Source organism: Frigoriflavimonas asaccharolytica (assembly GCF_013294015.1).
GTDB classification, from domain to species: domain Bacteria; phylum Bacteroidota; class Bacteroidia; order Flavobacteriales; family Weeksellaceae; genus Frigoriflavimonas; species Frigoriflavimonas asaccharolytica.
Genome location: NZ_JABSNO010000028.1, coordinates 21614 through 38600 on the forward strand (window position 1 = coordinate 21614; position 16987 = coordinate 38600).

The following is a 16987-nucleotide window of genomic DNA, read 5'->3' on the forward strand; positions in this document are numbered from 1 at the left end:
ATTTATAAATTTTGTAAAACCTTTCTTAAAGATTTTATTTTCCTAATATTTGCAAAACAATTACACCAAGTATAATTACGCCTATAAAAGCGTACAAACCGTAACTGAACCATTTTTTTAGGTTGCTTTTTTTCTGTTTACTTTCATTTCCTGTTTTGCAACAATCTTTCATACTATTTTTTTTTGTGCCTAACAAAGAGAAAAGGTATTTAGAATAATTCATGTGAATATTTCACCTTTTCTCTCATTAGGACTTAAATTTTCCTCTGATAAAAAATGATCTGACTATGAATGCAGATCACATTTCAGAATTTTAAATTCTTATTGAATTGCTCTTTGAACTTTACCACAGGTAAGCATTTTGCTCCCATAAAATGGATTTTTCACTTGATTACTTGTACTTAACCAACTGCTACCTTTATCATACATTGGGCAAAACTGCTCGTACAATTTTACTTTGGTTCCAGTAATGGCAACCAGATCTGCAATATCTTTGCTTAATGTTTTAAAATGCTCACTCTGATGGGCTATTTCACTTTTAGAAATATGTTCAGCGTTTTCAGTTGCATCTTCTATGATATCCGCCAGTTCCTTCTTATTTGCCGCGGAATATTTTGAAGCATTAAATGCCTTTAAAGAAACAGCAAGTTTAGAACCTGCGGTTGCTGCTTTTTTACTATCATCTGCAACCAAAGCATCTTTCAAATTAAAATAATCGCTCAAGATAACTTCTGCTTTAGCATCGCTTTTCATAGACATTTTTTTTCCATTGTCCATTTTCATATTCATTTTGCTATGATCCATTTTACTCATTTCCTGCGCACTGGCAAAAGAAATTGCGAATAATAATACTGCTACTATACTTACTTTAATATTTTTCATTTTATTTTTTTAAAATTTTTATAAACTATCTTTTGTTTTTGTCATCCATTGTACAATTTCATCCTTTTCCGCTTTGGAAAATATAGCATCTCTATGAATGATGGTGTAGGAACTCATCGGCATTTCACCATCCTTGATCTGATTGACTATTGCTTTCAATTTGCTTTTTTTACGGCGCACCGAAAGAGAATCCCATTCACTAAAATTCAATTCTTTTTTACCATCTATAATGTGGTTTTGCAAAAACATTGCAACCGGCTGAACTTTACTGTACCAAGGATAATTGGTATTATTACTGTGACAATCATAGCAGGAAGTTTGCAACTTACTTTTAATATTTACCGGAACATTATTTACCGACATAAAATCGGCTTTTGAAGTGGTCTGGCTTTTATTAATTTGCTTTGGCAGAAATTGAATTAATACAAATGCGATCAATAAAACCGTTGCTATGATTCTGAAAATTTTCATACTAGTTCAATTCCTTTTCCATTTTTCCGCAGTCAAGCATTTCATCACCATAATAAGGATTTCTCACTTCTTTGCTTGAACTCAACCAATTACTTCCGCCATCATACATTGGACAAGACATTTCGTAAACTTTTGCATCTGCTCCAGTAATAGCGATCATATCTGTAACATCTTTGGTTAGTGCTTTAAAATGTTCTCTTTGATGATCTATTTCACTCATAGAAATATGTTCTGCATGTTCTTTGGCATCAACAATTATGTCCTTCAGCGTTTTTTGCTGTTGCTCTGTGTAAGTGCTCATATCAAAATTGTTCAATGCAGTTCCCATAGCCAATCCTGCTTTTGCGGCATCTTCTTTATTGGTTGCAACTAATGCGTCTTTGATCGTCATATAATCTGCTACAACCTGTTTCGCACTTACAGATTGTGCACCAGTTGTTGCCATTTCATCCGACTTCATAGAAGAATGATCCACTGCTGTTTCTTTGGTAGACTTATTTTCCTTGCAAGAAAATGCTGTAAGACTCAATAAAACTGCTGTTGCAATTGTTACTGTAATTTTTAAATTTCTCATTTTTTCTTGATTAATGATTAGTATTATTTTAATTAAATTCGAATGTTTACACTTACTATTTCTTTTAATTAAAATCGAAACTTTTGAAAATATTAATGTTTAATAATCAGATTTTGAACTATTAAATTTTGCCTAACTATTAATATTTAAATAATCCAAGTTTTGAAAATGGATGATAATTAAAGTTGATTGCAATTTTCTATGAATAAACTTCAATTTTAATAAGAGAAGCGTTCAAACGAATTAAAAATTGAAATGAATTATTTTAGTTCAGATTTCATGCTGCCGCAAGTAAGCATCGAACTTCCATAAAAAGGATTTTTCACTTCCTTTTGTGCGCTTAACCATGATGCATCTTGCATAGGACAATAGAGAATAAATACGGAAGAATCTGCTAATTTGAAATTTTTTGCAACCTCAATCATATTACTTGATAATTTTGCAAAAGATTCGCGTTGGGTTTCTATACTTCTGCTTTCTGCGATAGTAGAAGCATCTTTCCGAAGAAGGTCTAAATTGCCTTCAGACAAAACTTTGTAATCTACCATGGAAGCAGATTTTATAAATTCATTTGCTGCCTTTGAGGCTTCATCTGAATTATCCATTACCAAAGCATCTTTTATAACGATATAGTTTTGGTAAAGTTTATAAATGGAAGCATCAGACTTTTGTGCTGACAAATTTAAGATTGAAAATATTGAGAATATTGCTGTGAAAATTAATTTTTTCATTGTAAAAATTTTAGGTTGTTTAGTAAAAAATGAAGTCCAAAAGTTTGGATAAGAGTTGTCATTTTTCTTTAAAAGAAAAACTTTTCTGTATTTTAAATTCTAAAATTACGGTATGAAATAAAGAGGGCGACACCTACTTTATCTGGTGGTGCGTTTAAGGGAATAGAAAAATAATTACGTTCCAAAACCGTAATCAGAAAATCTGAATAGAAAATCTTGGATTGAAGTAATGCAAATGGTGCGTCCGTTATAAAAGAAATATCTGCCTTTTGAGCGACATCAGTTTTTAAAACTTTTATCTGATCTTTGCTGCAGTCTTTCATTTTTCCTTTACCGCAAATTTTGCAAGTGTTATCAGATTTTGTCAAGGTTGTGAAAACTATATTCATGCAATAATGAACATTATAAACCATTCCAGATGAAAATCCGAAATAGAAAACTGTGAACATTATTGCAAAAAACTTTTTCATATAAATTTAAAAGAACTTTTTAAACAGAAAATTGATTTGTATCGAAAACAAAATTGTCTGCTTTATTTTTATCTTGTACAAAGTTAGTATTGGTGAATAAATTTCATTGGTAATATTCGGTTTAAAATTTATACAATATCGTCCAGAGATTTTCTATCCCAAATTTGAAGGTTTTTAAATTCGGACATAGACATACCAGTTTCATGTTTGAACTGTTTTGCCAAATGCCCACTATCAGTATAATCTAATTGATACGCAATTTCTGAAAAATTTAATTCACCTAATTGTATCAATTCTTTTACTTTTTCCATCTTCAGATTGATTCTGTATTTTTCAATTGTTATTCCTTCTTCTATACTAAAAATTTTACTTAATGTGGGATAGGATTTATTAAAAGTTAAACTTAAATAAATTGAAAGATTTGAATAATCTTGACTTTCAATTTTGTTAATAATGGCTATTTTTAAATTTTCTATTAAGACATCTGCTTCGTCATTCAAAACCTCAAAACCCAAATTATTAAGTGAAGAAGTTAGTTTTGATAAATCGTCGACATTGACATCTATTAACGTCGCCTGTCCTAATTCTACTGATTCAAAATTGATATTTAAATCATTAATTTCTTTTATAACTGCTGATTTGCATCGATCGCAAACCATATTTTTGATGAATAAAACTGTTTTCATGGTTTTTTAAAAATTAAAATCACAAAAATTAAAATTGAAATCTTGCCCAAATTTTAACTTGAAAACTCTTCAATTTGAAATCAATAGTTTATGATTTTTTAAATAAGATAAAATGGAAAAATGAAACTTCTTAATAAAAACGTGAATGCTTTTATTAGTTTTAGAGTCAGCAAGAATTACTGGAATAATATAACTTCGCTAATAACAAATACTACAAATAGATTTGAAATATGAAACTACAAAACATAATTCTGGCTAAACAAGAGAGAATTTATCCTATTTTTGGCGGTTGCCAAATTGAGTGAAAACCGAATGAATAAAAGGAATTTTTATAAGAAAAACGATGGTTTTTCAGAAATGAAAATGATTCAGAATTTTGTTTTTCTTGAGATAAAGGTAAAAACCCCAGCAAACTTATTGAAGTGAAGCAAGAGGTAGCGTTGCAATTTCCATCACAATCTTCATGGCCACATCCTTTGGGTTTTTTATTGCAACATTCACCTTTACAAGTACCATCATCACAAGAACTTTCTAACTTCGAAAATGTTGCTACAATGTGAACTTTCTTAACTTTAAGATTCTTAATTTCAATTTTTTTATTATTAATTTCTTTTTTACAGGCATGCAAAGAAATTGGAACTAAAAATAGACCCAGAATAAAACAGAATGATATTAATTTTAAAATATATGCCACCAATCAAACTTATTGATTTACAAAGTTACTAATTATTTAGAGAAAATAATAAAATAATGCAAATTCCTTAATCACTCGCTCAATTTATACGAACAATTCCAATCTCGATATTTATTAATAATGTGATAAATCTTCAATAAATTAAATTTTGTTAGTTGAGTTTAACCACTCATTTATATCACCATAATCTTTGTAAAGTTGTGAGCAATCTTCAACGTTTTTATATTTTGCTAAAATTTTCTCGGTTAAAATTTTCCCGTTTGAATCATTATCCAAAAAGAGATTAATTTTATCATATTCCAGAAGATGATTTTCAACTTTAAAAAATATTGCGGTAGAATTTAATACGATGAAATCTGAATTTTCATCTTTATATAACTTGCAGTACGAAAGAAAATCAAAAAAACCCTCAAAAACACAAACCTCTCTTTGAGGCGTATTTTCACCTTTAATAAGCGTAACATCTTTTTTGCCCAGACAAATTTTGGAATATTTATTTCTAATTTCAAATCCACCAGAATTATTTTGGAAACCAATTCCGAAAAATAGTTTCCCATTTAATTTATAGTGTATTTCTTTCACAAAATCTTTCTGTTCCAAGACTTTTCTACTTTCTAAATATTGCAGCAAAGCAGTATTCTGAATATCTTGAATTTTGATTATCTCATAACTCTGCGAAATTTCGGAATTTTTCATTGTTGTGGTATGCGAATAGTCAAACTTCTTTAAATATTGCAGCGCTTCTGACACAGAACATTTTTCAATTAATTGAACAATTGAAATAATGTCGTAATTTTTTCCTGTTCCGAAATCAAAAGCTTTATTTTTCGTAAAATCTACACAAAAGCTCGGAATTTTTTCTTCTCGATCTAAAGCGAAATAAAATGCTGTTTTGGAATTTTCTTTTACAGGAAATAGATTGAAAGATTCTAAAACTGTTCTAATATCTATTTTATCTTTAATTTTTTCGCAGTTCATTTTTTTTCTTTTTTAAAGCAAATTTTTTATCCACATTTCCCTTTTAAATAAAAAAAAACTTTTATTTACTTTTATAATGCTTTTAGTATTTCGCTATATCGCTTTATGACAAGTGTTTTAACTCGTTTTTGACATGAGTGCAATTCCGAATTTGACATGAGTGCAATTCCGAATATAAGATGAGTGCAATTCCGACAAAATGCCATTATAGGAATGAGTGCAATTCCGAAATGAATTCTATGTTTTACTTGTTTTTTCATACTTATCCACAATTAATGGTACTTACCAATATTTTTACTCTTCTTTTTTATTTGGAATGAGTGCAATTCCGAAAACAAAGCTTTCAAAAATCAAATTTTAACATTTCTTTAACTTTAGCGAGTGCAATTCCGAATTAGAGATGAGTGCAATTCCGAAATGGAATGAGTGCAAATCCGAAATCAAATTATATTTGGGTATCCATTCGGAATCAATTCTCCAACTTTTGTTTTTCTATATTCGATAATCATAAATTCTTGCAACTCATTTAGAAATAATTTTCCTTGAAAATCAGTAGATTTTTTTCGGATTAATCTATTTCGTCTTATGAATTCTTTGAAAGATCTTTCAATCAATTCTCTGTTTTGTGAGATTGTTCTGTATTGATAAGAAAACTGAACCATGTCAGAATCCTTTAATCCATACCTCTGTTTAAAGTAATTTAATCTCCTCGTTACATCAGTTTTTACATTCGCAATTTTTGGTAAAGTAGTTTCGGGAACCACTTTTGTATGGAATGGATTTATCGATATTAAATCTCTTCGACATCTATAATTAAATGATAAATCGTTATATTTTTCAAGACTTATTTTTACTGGTTTTAAGAATTTAAAAAAAAAATCATTGGCAGATTTATAGTTTAAACCAAACTTGTTGTTGAGTGTAGATAGCTTTAAAGTAGTTCCGTTTTCAGGCAGTTTTGATAGCCAAATTGCGAAAATAATATGCTTATTGTTTCGGATGTTATATACCAAATTGTACAGAATATAATTGTATTCGGGGATAACCAATAGTTTTTTCAGCCAATAACTGCTGATTAAAAACGTGGTGTAACCTCTCTGATCGTAACAGGGAATTGAAATAAGACCACCAAAAGTTTTGATTTCTTTTCCCTTTGAATTTAAAGATTTATACCATCCCATTTTAAATTTAGTCAGAAATTCATAAGCTGCAACAACTTGTTTAGAAGAACCACTCGGCGAAATTTTGCTGTTTTTAATTTTAATAGAAGCGAAAGTGTTGTTCTCTGTTTCAAATTCTTCATCGAAAAGGGTAAGTTGTTTCGGTCGATCTTCTGGACGAAATTGCTCGTTACCAATAATTGAAATAATATTGAAAATTACCCGAAGTGCATTTATTGGAATATCAAAAGATTCGTTGCCATCGAAAATAAAATCGTCCACAAAATGGTTACCCAAACGTATTTTGTCGGGAATTCTATCATTCTTATTTTCAAATTCCTTGCGGATTATCTTTATTTCTTTTTCTGGAACGATCATAAATTAATTCAAGATTTTTTGGAATTAAAATCTTCCTTTTTGTCTAAAGAGTTTGAATTATTTCAATTCAATTTTTTCACTTTTTAGCGTTTTAATACCATCATTAAGCGTGTAATATTTAAAAATATTTATTCCATCAGCTTTGAAAACTCTTTTCTCAACCTTCCCAAAATTTTGAATTTTCACTTTTTGAATCCCATGGTATTCAGCAAGCATTCCGTTAATTGTTACTTTTTGACCTGGTTTTAAATCTGATATTTTCATCTTTTGCGTATTTTTGTCTATATATTTAACATAGATAATTATCTATATTTCTAAATTTAAACATTTGATAGTTTTGGCGGCGTTATTCTTGGAATTGTTTTTACCGAAAGTGAATTATTTTGTGTTGAATTTTTCAGATAAGGCAGCACACTTTTTAATGTAGATTTCCAATCGGTTATTGGTCGGTTTGCGCTATTTTTCCAGCTATTGCTTCTCCAATTTTTATATTTTAATTGAATTTCAGAATGTAATTGAGGATCATACATTTCTAATGATTGAGCATACTCTAAAAATTCTTCAATTGATGGAATGCTATTGTTAATTTCAACACTACTCGAAATCTGTTGTGTCCTTTTTTTAATAGAATTTACCTCTACTACCTTTGGTTCAACTTTCTTCTGAGCTTTTTTAAATTCCAATATTTCAGATTGAACTTCAGGTTTTTCAAGCACATCATTAAAAATTAAAGGATAATCCGAATTTAATTCAAAATCAGAAGGTATTCCATTACGTGAATGGTATGAAATTATACCAAATTTGCACAACTTTTCCTTACAAACCTTAACTGTTTTCCTTGTCATTTTAAGCTCTCTACTTATCTTGCTATCAGACACTGTGAATTTTGTGTACCCTGCTTCAGATCCTATTTTCAACAAATAGAAATAAACAGAAATAGCCGATAAACCTAAAGATTTATTTTCATTAAATCCCCATATCCTGTTTGTCAATTCAAGGTACTCCATATCATTTTTCATCTAAAAGTTCTAAAGCTAAATCTTTGTCGATTATGATGATATTTTTATTTTGGATAATCGCCTTATCCAATATGCCGGAAGCTTTCATTTTCGCAGCTTTCGATAGTGAACACCCTAAGATTTTTGCCAAACCTTTCATACCGTATTCGTATTTTTTTTCAGAATTCAATTTCTTGGATACTTCTAACAATTGTTCTACGGTTAAATTTCCAACAAGTGTTTTGGGGTTTACTTCTTTCATTTTTTACTGTCATTAAATAGTCTTAAAGCCATTTCCGCATTCACAATTATGGTTCGCCCTTTCTGCTTTATCGCTTTGTCAAATATTCCAGTTCTTTTTAATCTACCTGCGTAATTTGTGGAACAGCCAAGAATTTTCGCCAAACCTTTTAATCCATAAACATAGGTTGAATCTACTTTTTCTAAACTAATTTTTTCTTCAATACTTTTAGGAAGTCTCGATTCTAATATCTCTACAAACTCACCAATGGTTAGTTGCCAAATTGGTTTATCAACATCCTTCATTTTATATAGCATTATTGGTAGGTTTAAAAAAAATTTCATCTTCGCTAAATCCTTTGTCTTTGTAAAATTGCACAGCGACATACAAAGTCAATTTATTGCTATTTCTTTTTGCAAGCCCTAAGACAGATTGTTGCTGAATATCAAGTATTCTGGCAAGTTCCATGCTGAAATTATTTTCTTTTAGAATTTTCTGAACTATAAAATCGCTCACTTTTTTCATTTCAATTGTATTTTAAAATAAATAATTTACTATATTTGTATTGTTAATAGATTGCAAATATAGATATATTTCAATATTAAACGCAAATTTATAGATAAAAAACAATAAAATACAAATGACAATAACAAGAAGACTTCAAAAATTTATGGAATACAAGAATCTGAATGCCAATAAAATTACGGTAGATGCAGGATTATCAGTTGGATTAATTGGTAGAGCCATTAAAAATGATTCAGGTTTAAATTCTGATACTGTAGAAAAAATATTAATTGCATATGCAGAACTCAGCCCAGAATGGTTTGTGTCTGGAAATGGAGAAATGTTGAAACCAGTTAATCAAACTATTGCCAGTAATAATTCACCTAATAGCGTAAATAATAATATTAATGGAAATGTAAACGGAAATTTTAGGATTTCACACAGTGAATTTTCTGGAATTATAGACTTACAAAAGGAAACAATGTCAAGCTTAAGAACTTGCCAAGATCAACTTTCAGAAAGCATGAAACAGGTTACGATTCTTTTGGAACTTTTAAAAAAATAACATGCATAAGATAATATTACTTTTCAGTACAGCCATAGCAATATCGCTAAATGCGCAAGTAAATAAAATCTTCACAAATTATAAAGCATCGATTAATAAACAGCAAAACAAAAATTTGCAAAGAGTTATAAAAATCGAAATAATTAATATTGGTAATTGGACAAATTTTGAAGAAAACTCATTTTGGAGATTTGTAAAAATCAATGATGGAAATCTTTCGCAAATATTAAACACTGATAGTGGTATTATACGTCTTAGCGAAAATACAATGAACACGCAGAACTGGAAAGATGAAAATGGCAATTTCAGTTTCCGTTCTATTTCTGAACCATTTAAAATCTCACAGGAATATATCAGTGCTAAAAATGAAAAAAATAAAAACAAAAACGCATTAGTGGAAAAAGAAATTTATGAAACTACTGCTCCAATATCTTCTTTCACTTTTAAAATTTACACTTACCTAAAAGATAATACGATTGAGAACGATAAAGATTTGTCAAAAACGATAAATGTTTATTCAGAAAACCAATTAATTAAAACTTTTACATACTCATTTGAAGATTTAATGAAGATTGGAGGTATTTCCATTGAAAATTACAAACTCGAAAGTACTGAATCTAAAAAATAAAAATATGGAATTCACATACCACTCTCAATTTTTGCTTGATAAAGAAAAAGATAGCCCAACTGGTAAAATTCGATTTAGAATAAAATGGGATAAAAACATTGTGGCTTTTGGCGTTGGCTACAGAGCAGAATTTGCAAAATGGAGTATCGAAACGCAGCGATGTAAAACTAATTCCACGCACGGGATAAAGAAAATCTCAGCAAGTGTCATTAATAAAAAGATTAGTGACTATGAAGCAGCATGTGAACGTGTCTTTAATAGTTTTTATTATGAGAAAAAAATTCCAGATCAAAAATCAGTTAGAGATCGTTTTAATTTAGAGATTGGTAAAAAAGTAGAAAAAGAAATAGAGCCAGAAAAAACATTGTTCGAAATTTTTGATTTGTTTGTATTGGAAGAATCCAGAATCAATCTTTGGACTAATACCACTTCTGCTAAAATGAAAACCTTCAGAAAACATCTTAAAACCTTTAATTCGAAATTAAATTTTGAAAATATTGATGAGAAAAAACTTTTACAATATCAATACTTTTTACAAGATAAATTACAACTTCAAAATTCAACAACTTTAAAAAATTTTTCTTTTTTACGGTGGTTTTTAAAATGGGCAACGAGAAAGGGATTTAATTCTAATATGACTTTTCAAAATTTTAGACCTAAGTTAAAGACAGTGCAGAAAAAAATCATTTTTCTAACTCAAGCAGAATTGAAGCATGTGAAAGAATTCAAGATTCCAGCAAAGAAACAATATTTGGACAGAGTAAGAGATGTTTTTTTATTTCAATGCTTTACAGGTTTGAGATATTCTGACGTAGAAAATCTTAAACGCAGTGACATCAATGAAAATTTTATCGAAATTATAACTGTCAAGACCTCTGACAGTTTAGTAATAGAATTGAATGACCATAGTAAAGCACTTCTGAATAAATACAAAGATTCGCAATTTGATGATTATAAAGCTTTGCCGGTAATTAGTAATCAAAGAATGAATGAATATTTGCGTGAATTAATGGAATTAGCAAAAATTGATGAACCAGTGCGAGAAACTTATTACAAAGGGAATCAAAGATATGATGAAGTTTTTCCAAAGTATGCCTTAATGAGTTCACACGCAGGTAGAAGAACTTTTATTTGCAATGCTTTATCGCTTGGAATTCCTCCACAGGTTGTAATGAAATGGACTGGTCATAGCGATTATTCTGCGATGAAACCTTATATAGATATTGCGGATCAGACGAAGATAAATGCAATGGAGAAGTTTAATCTATTGTGAAATATTATCTTATTTACAAATAGGAGCATTTTTCGCAACTTTAGTTTTATGATATAATTCCATATAATTTTTAGAAATAATTTCAGAGTAAAAGTAAAAATTTAGTCTTAATATTACTTCTTCTCTATCGAATTATTATATGCCGCTAAACTACACTTCCTATCACACCAATATCAAACTTTGCTTTTCTTTGGGAATTGAGAAACAGATATTGCCGAAAGCATTTTTAGAAAAAATCCCTGTAAGTACATCTGTTTATTGGAAAAATAAAAACTCCGTCTATTATTCTGGGACAGAGTTTGAAGAAGTGGCACAATGTACTTTAGAAGATCTGAAAATAATTGCAGATATGCGACTGCAAAAAAGCAGACAACTATTTGTAGCATTTTGTAGATTATATTTGATGGTTTTAAAACTCTTTGGGGAGAAAAAATTTCAGAATTTTATCAAAGTAAATTATAGAATATTGACACCATTTATTGTAAAATTTATAGAGGTTTCGGAAAATAAAAAGTTGGTTTTAAAATTCTTAAAAATATCTTCAAATCAATTTGGGCAGTGGCAGAAAATGAAGAAATACGAATGTAAAAAATCTCTCATTTGGCTTTGTTATAAACGAGTAAGCCGACAAATCAGCCAAAAGGAAATTAATACTATGAAGTTATTATTGGCAGATAAAAAGTATCTGCATTGGAGTAGTGGTTCGGTTTGGGGAAAAGGAGTGAAAGATGGCAAAATCTCTATGTCCAGACAAAGTTGGTATCATTATGCAAAATTGTTGGGATTAGGTTTGAAGCGTAAGAAATTCTACCAAAAAAGAAAGCGGACTTCGGTACGAACCAATGAGCCGAATGAAATATGGCATATGGACGTAACGAGGTATAAAACTACAGATAATAAAATGATGTTTATCTATACTTTAATGGACAATTTCTCCAGGAAAGTTTTGGCTTGGGATGTGAGTGAAAAATTGTCTGGAGTAATGAGATTAGAAAGTTTGAAACGTGCAATTAATGAGCAATTTTTACAGAAAAATGATTTAAAAAATGACGAACATAGTTTAGACCTGATTGTAGATGGTGGAAGCGAGAATAATAATATTACCATTCATGAATTTATCAATGACTGTAAGATTGGAATTCACAAAAAAATTGCCTTGAAAGACGTGCTTTTTTCTAACAGTTTAATAGAAGGAAATAACAGAATTTTGAAACAAACATATTTGAAAGAGGTTGAGTTAAGTTCTATTGAATTAGAAAATTATATAAGCCAATCTATTACAGAATATAACAGCGAAAAGCCACATTATTTTCACAAAATTTATACACCAGATGAAATTTACGAAAATCCGGAATTAAAAGATACTAAAATTTTCTTTGCCCAATTAAATAAAGAAAGAATAGCAGCCAATAAAGCTTTTGTTTGTAGGAAAGTGTGCCCATAAACTAATGAAAAGGGCAATTTTACTAATCTTTCAGAGAAATATTAAACATTTGAAGTAACTTTTACAAAAATGGTTTTACAATTTTTAAAAAAGGCCGATATTTAAAATGAAAATCTTTATTCTTGTTTAGTAAATTACCAAAAACGAATTTTCGTTTTTTCTTTTAAAGAAATTACCTGTTTATAAACCCTTATTAATACTGCTTAATATGAAATTATCAAGACGAATTCTAAAATTACGGGCTATTATACGGAGCCATCTAAACCATACTGAGAAAGCGCACCTGCAAGCACAAAACCACCCATAAATAGAAAAATGATAGGATTTGCAAACTCTTGGAAGGCAAGATTTGCCGGCAATAATTGCAGAAAAATAGCGATAATTGGAATCAATAAAGCGGTTAAGGATAAAGGAATAGATTCTGTAATCCAGAGGATTGCTACAAAAAATAATAAAGCAAGCGCATTTTGGATTTCTTTTTCAACTGGAATTGGTACGTACCGTAATATAAAAAAAGCAGCAATCGCAACAAATAGACCTACAAAATTAATTTTATCCTTCATCTTTATTAAAAATTACAGTATTAAAAAAGGATTTATTTCTTTAATTTTTCATCATTCTTTTCTTTTTCTTTTCTTTCTTTACGTTCCAATTTTCTAAAATAACCCCGAAACAGGAAATTATGCTTCAAGGCTTCCATATTTTGATTAAATTTATCTGCAGATTCTTTCACACTTATGGCTGTAGAATCTATATTTTTTACTAAAGTTTGGTCTTGTGTTAAATAGTTAATTGTCCCTTTTCCAGTTTTAATTTCTTGAACATAATCATTTAAACTTTCCGAAACTTTATTAATATTTTTACCGGACTTATCTAAATTAGTAAACACATTTTGAATTTGAACCCGCGTTTTTGGATCGCTTAAAAGAACTGCCGCTGCACTTTCGTCATAGTTTATTTTAGAAATTAATGCGTTTACCTTATCCATTGCTTTTGTAGCACTTTCTGCCGTTCTCTTCATTCCAGCAACAGATTTCCGTACATCATTTTCGAGCAAAGTATCACTTAAAATCGCACCCAAAGTTCCTTTTCCCTCTACCACTTTTTGAGTAATTTTTGCCAGATCTGATGTTATTAAAGCAGCACTCTCATTGGTTTTACTGAAAGTCTCCAGAATTTCATCTATCGTGATTTTAGATTTCACTTGTATTTGGTCGCCAGAAACTACCATTTTCGCGGCTTTATTTTCACCAGGAACAATATTTACCACCATACTTCCCACTAAACCATCCGAACCAATACTTGCAACTGCATCTTTTTTGATGAATTTTGCGGCATCTTCATCGATAGACAATTCAACAGAAATTTTGCCTTCTTCCTTCATTTCTATTTTGCTTACGGTTCCTACATCTACGCCAGAATACCGAACATTGTTGCCCAATTGTAAACCACTTACATCCGAAAATACAGCAATCAATTGAATATTTTTATTAAACAAATGTTGCTTTTTACCCACAAAATAAAGTGCTGTAATCAGAAGTATTGTTCCAACAATAACAAATATACCAACGCTGATCTTTTTTGAGGTCGATTTTTCCATAATTTTAATTTTTAAAGAAGGCTTTCACCTGTGGATCCTCAGAATTCGAAAGTTCCTGAAATGTACCTTCTGCATAATTAATTCCATCAACCAACAAAATGATACGGTTGGAAATAACTCTTGCACAATCTACATCGTGCGTGATAATAAGGGAAGACGTTTTATATTTTACCTGAATACTTCGAAGTAATTCTATAATTTCTTTTGCAGTAATGGGATCTAAACCTGTAGTAGGTTCATCATACATCATTATTTTCGGTTTTAAAATTAGCGCTCTTGCCAAAGCAATTCTTCGTTGCATTCCACCCGAAAGTTCTGCAGGCATTAGATCTATCGTTTTTGAAAGTCCAACATCATCAAGTGCTTCTTTTACTAAAACTTCTGTTCCTGTGAAATTTTCTATTTTATCCTTATTTCTTCTTAAAGGAAATTCTAAATTTTCCCGAACGGTCATAGAATCGTAAAGCGCACTTCCCTGAAAAAGAAATCCAATCTCTGTTCGTAGAATATCCAGTTCTTTGTGACCTAATGTAATAATATCTTCCCCTTTAATGGTAATTGTGCCACTATCTGGCTGAATTAACCCAACAAGACATTTTACCATCACTGACTTACCGGAACCGGATTTACCCATGATCACCAAACTTTCTCCTTCGAAAAGTTTCAGATTAAATCCCTTCAATACCTGATTGTCGCCAAAACTTTTGGTGATATTTTTTAGTTCTAAAACTATTTTTCTATTTTCTTTATTTTCCATTTAAACATTAAAAATAATGTCGGTTACAAATACAGCAATAAAATCAATGATAAAAATTAACATAGACGTATAAACTACTGCGGCATTGGATGCTTCACCCACGCCAACAGTTCCTTTCGCACAATTATAGCCTTTATAGCAACCAATCAGACCGATGACAAAGCCAAAGAAAAATGATTTTATGGTTGCCGGAATGATATCACCAAACTCTATTGCGGTAAAAACTTTGTTGAAATAGAGGGTAAAAGAAACGTCGGATTTTAAATTTTCTACAATGGCAGATCCAAAAAGAGATATTGTGTCGCCTATAATTATTAAAAGTGGCAACATTAAAGTCGCAGCCACGATTCGCGTTACCACCAAATATTTGAAAGGATTTGTTCCAGAAACTTCCATAGCATCAATTTGTTCTGTAACGCGCATAGAACCAAGTTCGGCACCAATTCCTGAACCGATTCTTCCTGCGCAGATCAACGCAATTATTACCGGACCAATTTCCCGGATGATAGAAATACTGATCATTGAAGGAATCCAAGATTCTGCGCCGAACTGTTCTAAAGTTGGCCGGGATTGAAGGGTAAAAACCAGTCCTAAAATAAAGCCCGTAACTGAAACTAAAAGTAAAGACCGATTCCCAATATTGTAACATTGGCGGATCAACTCTTTAAACTCAAAAGGCGGAAAAAATACTTCTTTGAAAAACCGTACAGAAAACAATGAAATATCACCCACTTCAGCGAAGAAAGATTTTGTTGAAGTGAATAATTTTGACAGATTTGACATTTATTTTTAACAAAAATTTTTCTGATTTTTTTTAAATTTAGTTAAAGGACAAAACAATCCCACTTTAAAAATATCATTAGCCTTACTCTACAATTTACTTTTATTTAATGGTATTATCCTTTAATAATACCCCTTCTGAAGAATAAAGTAAATCGTGCTTTAAAAGTCCTTTTTCTACGCGAAACTTATAAACTTTAGTGACGTCGGAAGGATCGTTTTGGTAGATTATTATCATGTCATTCGTAATCTTCCATCCGCTATAATTAGAATTTTCAAATGGGGATGGGATTTCCGTAGGGAGTTTAAAAATGATTTTTCCCTCAACTGCGATTTTCTTTCCTGTCTTCTCATAAATTGCTTTAAGTTGGTATTTCTCTGTGGTAAAATCCACAACATAATACTGAAAAGGTTTTGTCGAATTCATAGATAAATTGTAATCATACCAGTCTACGCCAAGAAATTCTTCGGAATATCCGCGCCATTTTACGTCTTTCGAATTAGGATATTCATTAACAAAGTTTTGACTAATAAGTATAGGAATGTCGGTTTCATTCTGTTTTTTTATATTTTGACCATAAGTTGCGGTACTAAAAGCCATCATCATTATAACTATCGCTATTATTTTAAAAATTTTAGGTTCCATTCTATTTACTTTTTGTTTGAAAATGTTATTTAGAAAATTGTTAAAATTAATTTTCTGATTATACTGTTTAACAGAACTAAACCGCTACTTCTAATGATTTTTTAGTACGTTTTTGATAGTCTAATCTACTTTCATCATTTTGATTTTGAAGTTGTATCCGAATAATCCACTTTGATTTTTTGGAATGCAATGAAGGTTTAAATTTCATACGACGCTGAAAATCTTTTTGTAAACCTGCATTGGTTTTCTTTAGCAAATACTTTAAAAATAATTGAATCACTTCAATTGGGTAAAGCAACGACCTTTATAATTCAAAACTTTATACTGCGGATAAAAAGGCTTACAACAATCACACATTTAAAAAAAACGTTGGTAATTGAAGCATAATTTTATGTCAGATGAATGTAAATCTTATTAATAAATATTTAAAACCAATATCGTCCTAAACGTTTAAATAAAAATGTAAAAAAAGAGGGTAAAGTTTAGTATCTCAAAGTATCTTTGAGTTGCACAACAAAACCTTTCCC

General features: G+C 30.1%; 24 protein-coding genes. 4 read left to right on the forward strand and 20 right to left on the reverse strand.

What is annotated here, in order from left to right; translation table 11 throughout:
• Positions 1 to 34: 34 nt before the first annotated feature.
• The 15 genes from HNQ03_RS14065 to HNQ03_RS14135 form a co-directional block, all read right to left on the reverse strand.
• A complete protein-coding gene (locus HNQ03_RS14065; protein ID WP_173780334.1) occupies positions 35 to 172 on the reverse strand; it encodes a hypothetical protein in 138 nt (45 codons plus the stop codon).
• Between the two features lie 149 nt (positions 173 to 321).
• Positions 322 to 882, reverse strand: a complete 561-nt coding sequence (locus tag HNQ03_RS14070; RefSeq protein WP_173780335.1) for a DUF3347 domain-containing protein — start codon at positions 880 to 882, stop codon at positions 322 to 324.
• Between the two features lie 18 nt (positions 883 to 900).
• Positions 901 to 1353, reverse strand: a complete 453-nt coding sequence (locus HNQ03_RS14075; protein ID WP_173780336.1) for a heme-binding domain-containing protein — start codon at positions 1351 to 1353, stop codon at positions 901 to 903.
• Between the two features lies 1 nt (position 1354).
• Positions 1355 to 1927, reverse strand: coding sequence for a DUF3347 domain-containing protein (locus tag HNQ03_RS14080; RefSeq protein ID WP_173780337.1), 573 nt, complete (start codon positions 1925 to 1927; stop codon positions 1355 to 1357).
• A gap of 260 nt (positions 1928 to 2187) precedes the next feature.
• The gene (locus tag HNQ03_RS14085; RefSeq protein WP_173780338.1) at positions 2188 to 2658 is read right to left on the reverse strand and encodes a DUF3347 domain-containing protein; all 471 of its coding nucleotides are present in this window, start codon (positions 2656 to 2658) and stop codon (positions 2188 to 2190) included.
• A 92-nt stretch (positions 2659 to 2750) separates the two neighbouring features.
• On the reverse strand, positions 2751 to 3128 hold the full coding sequence (locus HNQ03_RS14090; RefSeq protein WP_173780339.1) for a hypothetical protein: 378 nt from the start codon (positions 3126 to 3128) through the stop codon (positions 2751 to 2753).
• A 128-nt stretch (positions 3129 to 3256) separates the two neighbouring features.
• Complete coding sequence (locus tag HNQ03_RS14095; protein ID WP_173780340.1) at positions 3257 to 3814, reverse strand: AraC family transcriptional regulator; 558 nt, start codon at positions 3812 to 3814, stop codon at positions 3257 to 3259.
• 271 nt (positions 3815 to 4085) lie between these two features.
• A complete protein-coding gene (locus HNQ03_RS14100) occupies positions 4086 to 4511 on the reverse strand; it encodes a hypothetical protein (RefSeq protein ID WP_173780341.1) in 426 nt (141 codons plus the stop codon).
• A gap of 138 nt (positions 4512 to 4649) precedes the next feature.
• Entirely contained in the window at positions 4650 to 5486 is an 837-nt protein-coding gene (locus HNQ03_RS14105; protein ID WP_173780342.1) for a toprim domain-containing protein, read from the reverse strand.
• A gap of 440 nt (positions 5487 to 5926) precedes the next feature.
• Positions 5927 to 7024: a hypothetical protein gene (locus HNQ03_RS14110; RefSeq protein WP_173780343.1), complete on the reverse strand. Its 1098-nt coding sequence runs from the start codon at positions 7022 to 7024 to the stop codon at positions 5927 to 5929.
• A 57-nt stretch (positions 7025 to 7081) separates the two neighbouring features.
• The gene (locus tag HNQ03_RS14115; RefSeq protein WP_173780344.1) at positions 7082 to 7288 is read right to left on the reverse strand and encodes a hypothetical protein; all 207 of its coding nucleotides are present in this window, start codon (positions 7286 to 7288) and stop codon (positions 7082 to 7084) included.
• 56 nt (positions 7289 to 7344) lie between these two features.
• Positions 7345 to 8043 carry a hypothetical protein gene (locus HNQ03_RS14120; RefSeq protein ID WP_173780345.1) on the reverse strand — a complete coding sequence of 233 codons (699 nt, stop codon included), beginning with the start codon at positions 8041 to 8043 and terminating at the stop codon, positions 7345 to 7347.
• The gene (locus HNQ03_RS14125) at positions 8033 to 8284 is read right to left on the reverse strand and encodes a DUF3853 family protein (protein WP_173780346.1); all 252 of its coding nucleotides are present in this window, start codon (positions 8282 to 8284) and stop codon (positions 8033 to 8035) included. Before HNQ03_RS14125 ends, HNQ03_RS14120 begins: the two co-directional genes overlap by 11 nt.
• A complete protein-coding gene (locus tag HNQ03_RS14130) occupies positions 8281 to 8580 on the reverse strand; it encodes a DUF3853 family protein (protein ID WP_226927525.1) in 300 nt (99 codons plus the stop codon). Before HNQ03_RS14130 ends, HNQ03_RS14125 begins: the two co-directional genes overlap by 4 nt.
• Positions 8570 to 8788 (reverse strand): hypothetical protein, encoded by a 219-nt coding sequence (locus tag HNQ03_RS14135; RefSeq protein ID WP_173780347.1) that lies wholly within the window; start codon positions 8786 to 8788, stop codon positions 8570 to 8572. Before HNQ03_RS14135 ends, HNQ03_RS14130 begins: the two co-directional genes overlap by 11 nt.
• A 115-nt stretch (positions 8789 to 8903) precedes the next feature.
• On the opposite strand from HNQ03_RS14135, the gene HNQ03_RS14140 reads away from it, so the two are divergent.
• From HNQ03_RS14140 to HNQ03_RS14155, 4 genes are all read left to right on the forward strand, one after another.
• Positions 8904 to 9332 (forward strand): hypothetical protein, encoded by a 429-nt coding sequence (locus tag HNQ03_RS14140; protein ID WP_173780348.1) that lies wholly within the window; start codon positions 8904 to 8906, stop codon positions 9330 to 9332.
• A gap of 1 nt (position 9333) precedes the next feature.
• Entirely contained in the window at positions 9334 to 9960 is a 627-nt protein-coding gene (locus HNQ03_RS14145) for a hypothetical protein (protein WP_173780349.1), read from the forward strand.
• Positions 9961 to 9964: 4 nt separating this feature from the next.
• Positions 9965 to 11233: a site-specific integrase gene (locus HNQ03_RS14150; RefSeq protein WP_173780350.1), complete on the forward strand. Its 1269-nt coding sequence runs from the start codon at positions 9965 to 9967 to the stop codon at positions 11231 to 11233.
• Positions 11234 to 11372: 139 nt separating this feature from the next.
• The gene (locus HNQ03_RS14155; RefSeq protein ID WP_173780351.1) at positions 11373 to 12677 is read left to right on the forward strand and encodes a DDE-type integrase/transposase/recombinase; all 1305 of its coding nucleotides are present in this window, start codon (positions 11373 to 11375) and stop codon (positions 12675 to 12677) included.
• Positions 12678 to 12922: 245 nt separating this feature from the next.
• Here HNQ03_RS14155 and HNQ03_RS14160 read toward each other — a convergent pair whose 3' ends face one another.
• The 5 genes from HNQ03_RS14160 to HNQ03_RS14180 form a co-directional block, all read right to left on the reverse strand.
• Positions 12923 to 13240: an SLC13 family permease gene (locus HNQ03_RS14160; protein WP_173780352.1), complete on the reverse strand. Its 318-nt coding sequence runs from the start codon at positions 13238 to 13240 to the stop codon at positions 12923 to 12925.
• 32 nt (positions 13241 to 13272) lie between these two features.
• The gene (locus tag HNQ03_RS14165) at positions 13273 to 14277 is read right to left on the reverse strand and encodes an MlaD family protein (protein WP_173780353.1); all 1005 of its coding nucleotides are present in this window, start codon (positions 14275 to 14277) and stop codon (positions 13273 to 13275) included.
• 4 nt (positions 14278 to 14281) lie between these two features.
• The gene (locus HNQ03_RS14170; RefSeq protein WP_173780354.1) at positions 14282 to 15034 is read right to left on the reverse strand and encodes an ABC transporter ATP-binding protein; all 753 of its coding nucleotides are present in this window, start codon (positions 15032 to 15034) and stop codon (positions 14282 to 14284) included.
• Entirely contained in the window at positions 15035 to 15817 is a 783-nt protein-coding gene (locus HNQ03_RS14175; protein ID WP_173780355.1) for an MlaE family ABC transporter permease, read from the reverse strand.
• 100 nt (positions 15818 to 15917) lie between these two features.
• Complete coding sequence (locus tag HNQ03_RS14180) at positions 15918 to 16460, reverse strand: hypothetical protein (protein WP_173780356.1); 543 nt, start codon at positions 16458 to 16460, stop codon at positions 15918 to 15920.
• Positions 16461 to 16987: the final 527 nt, after the last annotated feature.

Bases quoted from the DNA above. Each gene is read 5' to 3' on its own strand.
- HNQ03_RS14135 (WP_173780347.1), bottom strand. From the start codon at position 8,788: ATGAAAAAAGTGAGCGATTTTATAGTTCAGAAAATTCTAAAAGAAAAT.
- HNQ03_RS14115 (WP_173780344.1), bottom strand. From the start codon at position 7,288: ATGAAAATATCAGATTTAAAACCAGGTCAAAAAGTAACAATTAACGGA.
- HNQ03_RS14140 (WP_173780348.1), top strand. From the start codon at position 8,904: ATGACAATAACAAGAAGACTTCAAAAATTTATGGAATACAAGAATCTG.
- HNQ03_RS14090 (WP_173780339.1), bottom strand. From the start codon at position 3,128: ATGAAAAAGTTTTTTGCAATAATGTTCACAGTTTTCTATTTCGGATTT.
- HNQ03_RS14070 (WP_173780335.1), bottom strand. From the start codon at position 882: ATGAAAAATATTAAAGTAAGTATAGTAGCAGTATTATTATTCGCAATT.
- HNQ03_RS14150 (WP_173780350.1), top strand. From the start codon at position 9,965: ATGGAATTCACATACCACTCTCAATTTTTGCTTGATAAAGAAAAAGAT.
- HNQ03_RS14170 (WP_173780354.1), bottom strand. From the start codon at position 15,034: ATGGAAAATAAAGAAAATAGAAAAATAGTTTTAGAACTAAAAAATATC.
- HNQ03_RS14145 (WP_173780349.1), top strand. From the start codon at position 9,334: ATGCATAAGATAATATTACTTTTCAGTACAGCCATAGCAATATCGCTA.
- HNQ03_RS14095 (WP_173780340.1), bottom strand. From the start codon at position 3,814: ATGAAAACAGTTTTATTCATCAAAAATATGGTTTGCGATCGATGCAAA.
- HNQ03_RS14130 (WP_226927525.1), bottom strand. From the start codon at position 8,580: ATGCTATATAAAATGAAGGATGTTGATAAACCAATTTGGCAACTAACC.
- HNQ03_RS14110 (WP_173780343.1), bottom strand. From the start codon at position 7,024: ATGATCGTTCCAGAAAAAGAAATAAAGATAATCCGCAAGGAATTTGAA.
- HNQ03_RS14080 (WP_173780337.1), bottom strand. From the start codon at position 1,927: ATGAGAAATTTAAAAATTACAGTAACAATTGCAACAGCAGTTTTATTG.
- HNQ03_RS14120 (WP_173780345.1), bottom strand. From the start codon at position 8,043: ATGAAAAATGATATGGAGTACCTTGAATTGACAAACAGGATATGGGGA.
- HNQ03_RS14075 (WP_173780336.1), bottom strand. From the start codon at position 1,353: ATGAAAATTTTCAGAATCATAGCAACGGTTTTATTGATCGCATTTGTA.
- HNQ03_RS14165 (WP_173780353.1), bottom strand. From the start codon at position 14,277: ATGGAAAAATCGACCTCAAAAAAGATCAGCGTTGGTATATTTGTTATT.
- HNQ03_RS14180 (WP_173780356.1), bottom strand. From the start codon at position 16,460: ATGGAACCTAAAATTTTTAAAATAATAGCGATAGTTATAATGATGATG.
- HNQ03_RS14065 (WP_173780334.1), bottom strand. From the start codon at position 172: ATGAAAGATTGTTGCAAAACAGGAAATGAAAGTAAACAGAAAAAAAGC.
- HNQ03_RS14105 (WP_173780342.1), bottom strand. From the start codon at position 5,486: ATGAACTGCGAAAAAATTAAAGATAAAATAGATATTAGAACAGTTTTA.
- HNQ03_RS14125 (WP_173780346.1), bottom strand. From the start codon at position 8,284: ATGAAAGAAGTAAACCCCAAAACACTTGTTGGAAATTTAACCGTAGAA.
- HNQ03_RS14155 (WP_173780351.1), top strand. From the start codon at position 11,373: ATGCCGCTAAACTACACTTCCTATCACACCAATATCAAACTTTGCTTT.
- HNQ03_RS14085 (WP_173780338.1), bottom strand. From the start codon at position 2,658: ATGAAAAAATTAATTTTCACAGCAATATTCTCAATATTTTCAATCTTA.
- HNQ03_RS14175 (WP_173780355.1), bottom strand. From the start codon at position 15,817: ATGTCAAATCTGTCAAAATTATTCACTTCAACAAAATCTTTCTTCGCT.
- HNQ03_RS14160 (WP_173780352.1), bottom strand. From the start codon at position 13,240: ATGAAGGATAAAATTAATTTTGTAGGTCTATTTGTTGCGATTGCTGCT.